Below are 6297 nucleotides of genomic sequence, written 5' to 3' on the forward strand. Positions count from 1 at the left end.
TAAAACCGGGAGCTACAACAGTAGGTGAAATCCGTATCGTATACCAACAAGGTTGTTCTACATTGTTTAGCAACATGAATACTACTTTCGATGATGCAGGATTAAACTTAAACTGTTCTGGTATTAATACCGCTGGTAATGCTTACAAACCACTTAACACGTTAGACATCTTTAACGGACAAAGTTCTTTAGGAGCATGGAGACTTGTTATTGCCGATTTAACTGTAGCAAACAGCGGAACTTTAAACAGTTTTGGTGTTAACATCTGTTCCAGAACGGTAACATTAGGTAGCGAAAGCTTCGGATTACAAGATTTCAACATCTACCCGAACCCGAACAACGGAAACTTCAAAGTTTCATTTAACTCGAATTCAAGCAATGAGATTAAAGTGGTATTACATGACATCAGAGGTCGTGAAATTTTCAACCAATCGTATCAAAATGCAGGTTTATTCAACCAGGATATTCAGTTAAACAATGTTCAGTCTGGTATCTATATCGTTTCTGTTCTTGACGGAGATCGTAAAGAAGTAAGAAAGATTGTTATCGAATAAGACAACATTCAATACAAACAAAAAAAGAGCCCCAAATGGGGCTCTTTTTATTTTGCTAGGGTAGCTTTTACTTTTGTATACAGTTGCGGCACCTCATCCACTTTAAAATCGAGATCAAAGGCTATGTAATTTTCTTTTTGTGATAAATCCAGAGTCCCTTTGCCAACAGCAAAGTAACCGGCCTGACCACGGCAAAAACAATGTCTTCCAAACAACATCTTTACATTTTCCAATTGAACATCTTTTAATTTAAGATCAAAAACACCATTATCAACTTCAAAGACAATCTCTTCCTTGTGTTGTCCATCCTCCAATCCTTCTTCCGTATTTCGATTGTATTCATAAATAATAACGGATTTATTATCGTTATCCACCAGCTGATAATACAACTTACCAATACCATCAATTTTTTTATCCATACCTTTATTTTTAAGCAATTGGATGGTACATTTACCATCACTAGGACATTCGGAGGCGATTATAGTTGTCATATTACTTTTATTTGGATTAGCGGTATCGCAAAACGACATGGTTAACAATACCGGAATAAGCAATAATTTTTTCATACGTTAAATATTTAATGATCAAGCAAATATACTAAAAGTATTATTTCCCATTAAAAGTATTCATGGTGATGTCCAAACCTGACAAGGCAAAAGAACGAATTGACTCCACTGCAACATCCAGTCGCTCCGGAAGTTTACTCTTTTCTTCTTCGCTCCATTCTCCCAAGACATAATCGACCTGTTGTCCTTTTTTAAACTGATCACTAATACCAAATCGGAAACGCGGGTATTCAACTGAATTGAGTAACAACTGAATATTTTTAAGTCCGTTATGACCACCATCGCTCCCTTTGGCTTTGATACGGATTGTCCCAAACGACAGGTTAAGATCGTCGGTAATCACAAATATATTTTCTTTAGCGATTTTTTCCTTATCCATCCAGTATTGAACGGCTTTACCACTCAGATTCATATAGGTATTCGGTTTGAGCAACAGCAAGGTACGTCCTTTTATTTTATATTCCGCCATAGTACCCAGTTTTACGGTTTCGAACGAAAGACCTTCCTTTTTTACCAGGTGATCCAAAACCTTAAACCCAATATTATGACGCGTATTGACATATTCTGCTCCTATATTTCCCAAGCCTACAATTAAAAACTTTTTCATCGGATCTGTATTTTCTTCTATTTCTTTTTTCCGGAATAACCAGTCAATTATTTTCATGTTGCAAAAGTAAACTATTTCCAAACGCAATCACACCCTGACTACCCGGCTATAGGCATAAAAAAAGCACCGGGGATTCCGGTGCTTTTCAAGTATTTGAAAAATAAAATTATTTTTTCTTTCCTTTTGCTGGTGCTTTTGCAGCTTTTGCAGCTTCCTGAGCAGCTTTCATAGCAGCACGTGAAATTCTCACCTGACATACTACTGTATTGTCCGGGTGTAATAAACGGTAGTTGTTTGTAGGTAATTTAGTTACATACAATTTGTTACCCATTTCTAATTCAGTGATATCTGCTTCAACGAAATCAGGTAGGTTAGCAGGTAAAGCTCTTACTTTAAGTTTACGTTGGTTTAAACGTAAAACACCTCCGGCCATAACACCTTTAGAGTTACCAACGATTTTCACAGGAACTTCCATAGTGATTTCTCTGTCTTCGTGTAACTGATAGAAATCGATGTGTAAAATTTTGTCAGATACCGGGTGAACCTGGATATCTTGTAAAATAGCGTTGAAAGTTTTACCATTTTCCAATTCAACTACAACAGTGTGTACGTTTGGAGTGTAAACTAAACTTTTAAACGCTTTTTCTTCTGCGTTAAAATGTACTGGTTGTTCTCCTCCGTATAACACGCAAGGAACCATTCCAGCATTACGTGCCGCTTTCGTTGCCGATTTGCCCACGCTTTCTCTTTCAGATCCTTTGATCGTAATTGATTTCATTTTGAAATATAATTAAATTAATAAAAAATTCTTAAACAATAAATTTGCTGCTGATCGAATTATTATTGTGTACCATGTGCATTACATCGGCAAATAATTCGGCACAGCTCACCACTCTGATTTTCGGGCTTGATTTTTTCAACGGTATGGAATCCGTAACAATCAATTCCTCAATTTTGGAGTTCTCTATTTTCTGGTAAGCATCACCTGATAAAATAGCATGCGTACAGATTGCACGAACACTCAGGGCCCCTCTTTCCATCATCATATCAGCTGCTTTTGCAAGCGTCCCTCCGGTATCGATCATATCGTCCACCAGAATCACATTTCTTCCGGTAACATCTCCGATCAATTCCATAGTATCGATCACGTTAGCCTGTTTTCTTTGTTTGTAACAAATTACCACATCCGACTCCAGGAATTTCGAGTATGCATAAGCACGTTTCGATCCACCCATATCCGGCGAAGCAATTGTTAATTTATCCAGGTTCAGACTTCTTACATATGGCAAGAAAATAGTCGACGCAAACAAATGGTCAACCGGCTTTTCAAAAAAGCCCTGAATCTGATCGGCATGTAAATCCATCGTCATAATTCGGGTAGCTCCCGCCGCTTCGATCAGTTTTGCCACCAATTTTGCCCCTATCGGTACTCTTGGTTTATCTTTCCGATCCTGACGCGCCCATCCGAAATATGGAATTACCGCTGTAATGTGTCGCGCCGAAGCTCTTTTAGCCGCATCGATCATCAATAAAAGTTCCATCAGATTGTCGGAACTCGGAAATGTCGAGCAAACTAAAAACACACGTAATCCGCGTATTGACTCTTCAAAAGACGGCTGGAATTCTCCATCGCTGTATTTTGAAATTGTAACTTTACCCAGCGCCACACCGTAGTGTTTTGCTATCTGTTCAGCAAGATATTCACTTTGAGAACATGCAAATATCTTTGCTTCCGGTTCTATATGTGACATTTTAATTCGTTGTTTAGTAGTTAGTTAGTGTTGTCGTGTTTAAACGAGGTGCAAATTTAGAAATTAAATTCCACACTTAAAGAATATTTTCCTTTATTTTTTTGATTATTTCTAATTTTTTTATTTACATTTGCAACCACAATTGACAACCAGTTGTCCACAAGCCTAGGTGGCGGAATTGGTAGACGCGCACGACTCAAACTCGTGTACTTCGGTGTGTGGGTTCGATTCCCACCCTAGGTACAAAAAGCTCCAAACGATGTTTGGAGCTTTTTTATTTAGCATCCATACCAAGTCACAAAACCCAGCTCCGACCTTTCGCTACAAAATACAAACAGCCACTTTTCTTACTCCTTTCAATAAAAGTAGATAATGAATTAACAATTAAAACATTGTTAAATCAGCAATACAGTTAAAATATTGATTATATTTGACACACCTTATTTCGCAAACAAGATTTTCCGATTTAAAAAGAACCTCTATTGATTGATAATAAGCTAATCCAGACTTAATTTATTTTTTCAGAATTTAAATTAGAGTACATGTATGAAATCATTTATCATTAACAGTTTTACTGTAATTTCGATTTGTCATACGTTTCATATTCAAGCTCAGAATATACAAAAAGAGCAACTCCCTTCGGTCTGGAATCTGGAACAATGCATTTCCTATTCCAAAGAAAACAACATACAAATAAACACGTTGCGACTGACCGAAAAATCCACCGAACAGGATTTACTACAAGCCAAAGCGGCAAAATTCCCAAGCCTTTCCGGTAGCGCCTCACAAAGCTATACCAATGCTAAAAATGCCGATTTAGTTGTAGGCGGTTTTCAAACACAAGCCACTTTTGCCGGAAATTACTCCTTGGGTTCATCGGTGACATTGTATAACGGCGGTTACCTAAACAATGATGTCAAACAAAAAAAGCTATTGATCGAAACCGCAAAATACAATGCCGAAGCAGCCGAAAATGAGATTGCATTACAAATTACTCAAGCCTATCTGACCGTTTTACTAACAAAAGAAAACAGCACCTATTTAAGCGAAATTGCAACCACCTCCGAAGCACAACTAAAATTAGGCGAGTTAAAATATAACGCGGGAAGCATTGCCAAAAAAGATCTGGTACAGTTAAAAGCACAATTAGCCACCGACAACTACAACCTCATCAACTCACAAAATAGTGAAAAACAAAACACATTAACCCTAAAACAATTACTACAACTTCCATCGGGCTATAATTTGGTTATTCAGAAACCCGATACATTGATCACAATTTTACCCGTGGTCGATTTAGCGGAAGCGCAAAAAATAGCCTTAGAGCAACGGCCCGAAGTAAAAAGTAGTCAGCTGGCTACCGAAAGTGCCGCATTGGATTTACAAAAATCGAAAGCCGGTTTTCAACCTACTCTAAGCGCAAGCGGAACCCTGGCTTCCGGGTATTCCGACAACCAGCAAATTGCCTACGCAACGCAATTGGACAATAATTTTTACCAACGATTAGGGCTATCGCTTTCCATCCCGATTTTTAACAACCGAATTGCAAAGACCAATGTTGAAAAATCCAAGATTGCTATTGACCAGTCCAAATTAAATCTGACCAATACTGAAACAGTACTATCCCAACAGGTTGAACAAGCCTATATCAGCGCACTCAATGCTCAATCCCAGTATTCGGCCGCCAAAGAACAGATGGATGCCAACAAAGAAAACTATCGGATTGCAAACGAACAATTGCGCTTGGGCGGTATCAGTACCGTTGATTACTTATTACAAAAGAACCTGTATGTGCAGGCCTTTCAAAATTTTATACAGGCAAAATTCAATGCCGTAGTGAGCTTAAAAATATACGACTTCTATAAAGGGGAACCGATCAAACTCTAAAAAAAGCACCATGAAAAAAAGCAGATTAATCATTGGCATCATCATTGGCTTATTACTTATAGGAGGTATAGCATATTTTATATTTCACAAAGAAGAAAATGTAATACAATTAACCACCGAAAAACCGCATTATGGCGCTATTTCGACCAGCGTATCAGCCACAGGAAAGATACAACCGGTCGATACGGTAGCTGTCGGCACTCAGGTATCGGGCACGATACAAAAAGTATTTGTCGATTTTAATTCGGTTGTTAAAAAAGGACAATTGCTCGCTCAGATTGATCAGTCGTTATTATTAGCTCAGGTACAACAAATTACCGCCAACCTGCAACAGGCAAAAAGCAATTATAACTACCAGCAATCCAACTTTACCCGACAAACACAATTATATAATGCCGGAGGAATCAGCAAAGCCGACTTTGAAGCAGCAAAAAACCAATATGAAGTCGCCCGAGACAATGTAAATAGTGTATCGGCGCAATTGCGATCGATACAAAAAAGCCTTTCTTTTACCACTATAAGCTCACCGATAGACGGTACCGTTTTATCCCGGAAAGTTAGCGAAGGACAAACCGTTGCTGCGAGCTTAAACACGCCTACCTTATTTAGCATTGCTAAAGATCTTACCAAAATGCAGGTTCAGGCATCGGTAGACGAAGCCGATGTTGGAAATGTAAAAGTTGGAGAACGCGCCAGTTTTTCCGTAGACGCCTTCCCGGGCGATGTATTTACAGGTACCGTAATAGAAGTACGCTTACAACCAACAATTTCGTCCAATGTGGTAACCTATACCACCATTATTAACGCTCCGAATGACGACCTGAAACTCAAGCCCGGTATGACAGCCAACATTGTAATCTATACCAAAGAAATCAAAAACACCTTATTAGTATCCGCCAAAGCCATCGCTTTTCAACCCGATTCGACCTTGA

7 protein-coding genes and 1 tRNA gene are annotated in these 6297 nt (G+C 38.5%); 4 read left to right on the top strand and 4 right to left on the bottom strand.

Annotation, left to right across the window (positions count from 1 at the left end; genetic code table 11):
- Window positions 1-554: T9SS type A sorting domain-containing protein (locus tag Q1R07_RS12070; protein ID WP_300490523.1), on the top strand; the 554-nt coding region annotated here is incomplete at its 5' end.
- 47 nt (window positions 555-601) lie between these two features.
- On the opposite strand, the gene Q1R07_RS12075 is transcribed toward Q1R07_RS12070, so the two are convergent.
- From Q1R07_RS12075 to Q1R07_RS12090, 4 genes are all read right to left on the bottom strand, one after another.
- Window positions 602-1120 (bottom strand): hypothetical protein, encoded by a 519-nt coding sequence (locus tag Q1R07_RS12075; RefSeq protein ID WP_300490526.1) that lies wholly within the window; start codon window positions 1118-1120, stop codon window positions 602-604.
- A 40-nt stretch (window positions 1121-1160) separates the two neighbouring features.
- The gene (gene pth / locus Q1R07_RS12080) at window positions 1161-1784 is read right to left on the bottom strand and encodes an aminoacyl-tRNA hydrolase (protein WP_300490529.1); all 624 of its coding nucleotides are present in this window, start codon (window positions 1782-1784) and stop codon (window positions 1161-1163) included.
- A gap of 109 nt (window positions 1785-1893) precedes the next feature.
- On the bottom strand, window positions 1894-2505 hold the full coding sequence (locus tag Q1R07_RS12085; RefSeq protein ID WP_300490532.1) for a 50S ribosomal protein L25/general stress protein Ctc: 612 nt from the start codon (window positions 2503-2505) through the stop codon (window positions 1894-1896).
- A gap of 31 nt (window positions 2506-2536) precedes the next feature.
- A complete protein-coding gene (locus Q1R07_RS12090) occupies window positions 2537-3478 on the bottom strand; it encodes a ribose-phosphate pyrophosphokinase (protein ID WP_300490535.1) in 942 nt (313 codons plus the stop codon).
- Between the two features lie 163 nt (window positions 3479-3641).
- On the opposite strand from Q1R07_RS12090, the gene Q1R07_RS12095 reads away from it, so the two are divergent.
- The 3 genes from Q1R07_RS12095 to Q1R07_RS12105 all read left to right on the top strand — a co-directional run.
- Window positions 3642-3721 (top strand) — tRNA-Leu (locus tag Q1R07_RS12095).
- A 303-nt stretch (window positions 3722-4024) separates the two neighbouring features.
- Window positions 4025-5365 carry a TolC family protein gene (locus Q1R07_RS12100; protein WP_300490539.1) on the top strand — a complete coding sequence of 447 codons (1341 nt, stop codon included), beginning with the start codon at window positions 4025-4027 and terminating at the stop codon, window positions 5363-5365.
- A gap of 10 nt (window positions 5366-5375) precedes the next feature.
- On the top strand, window positions 5376-6297 hold a 922-nt coding region (locus Q1R07_RS12105), incomplete at its 3' end, for an efflux RND transporter periplasmic adaptor subunit (protein WP_300490542.1).

This window comes from Flavobacterium sp. (genome assembly GCF_030146175.1).
Lineage (GTDB): Bacteria > Bacteroidota > Bacteroidia > Flavobacteriales > Flavobacteriaceae > Flavobacterium.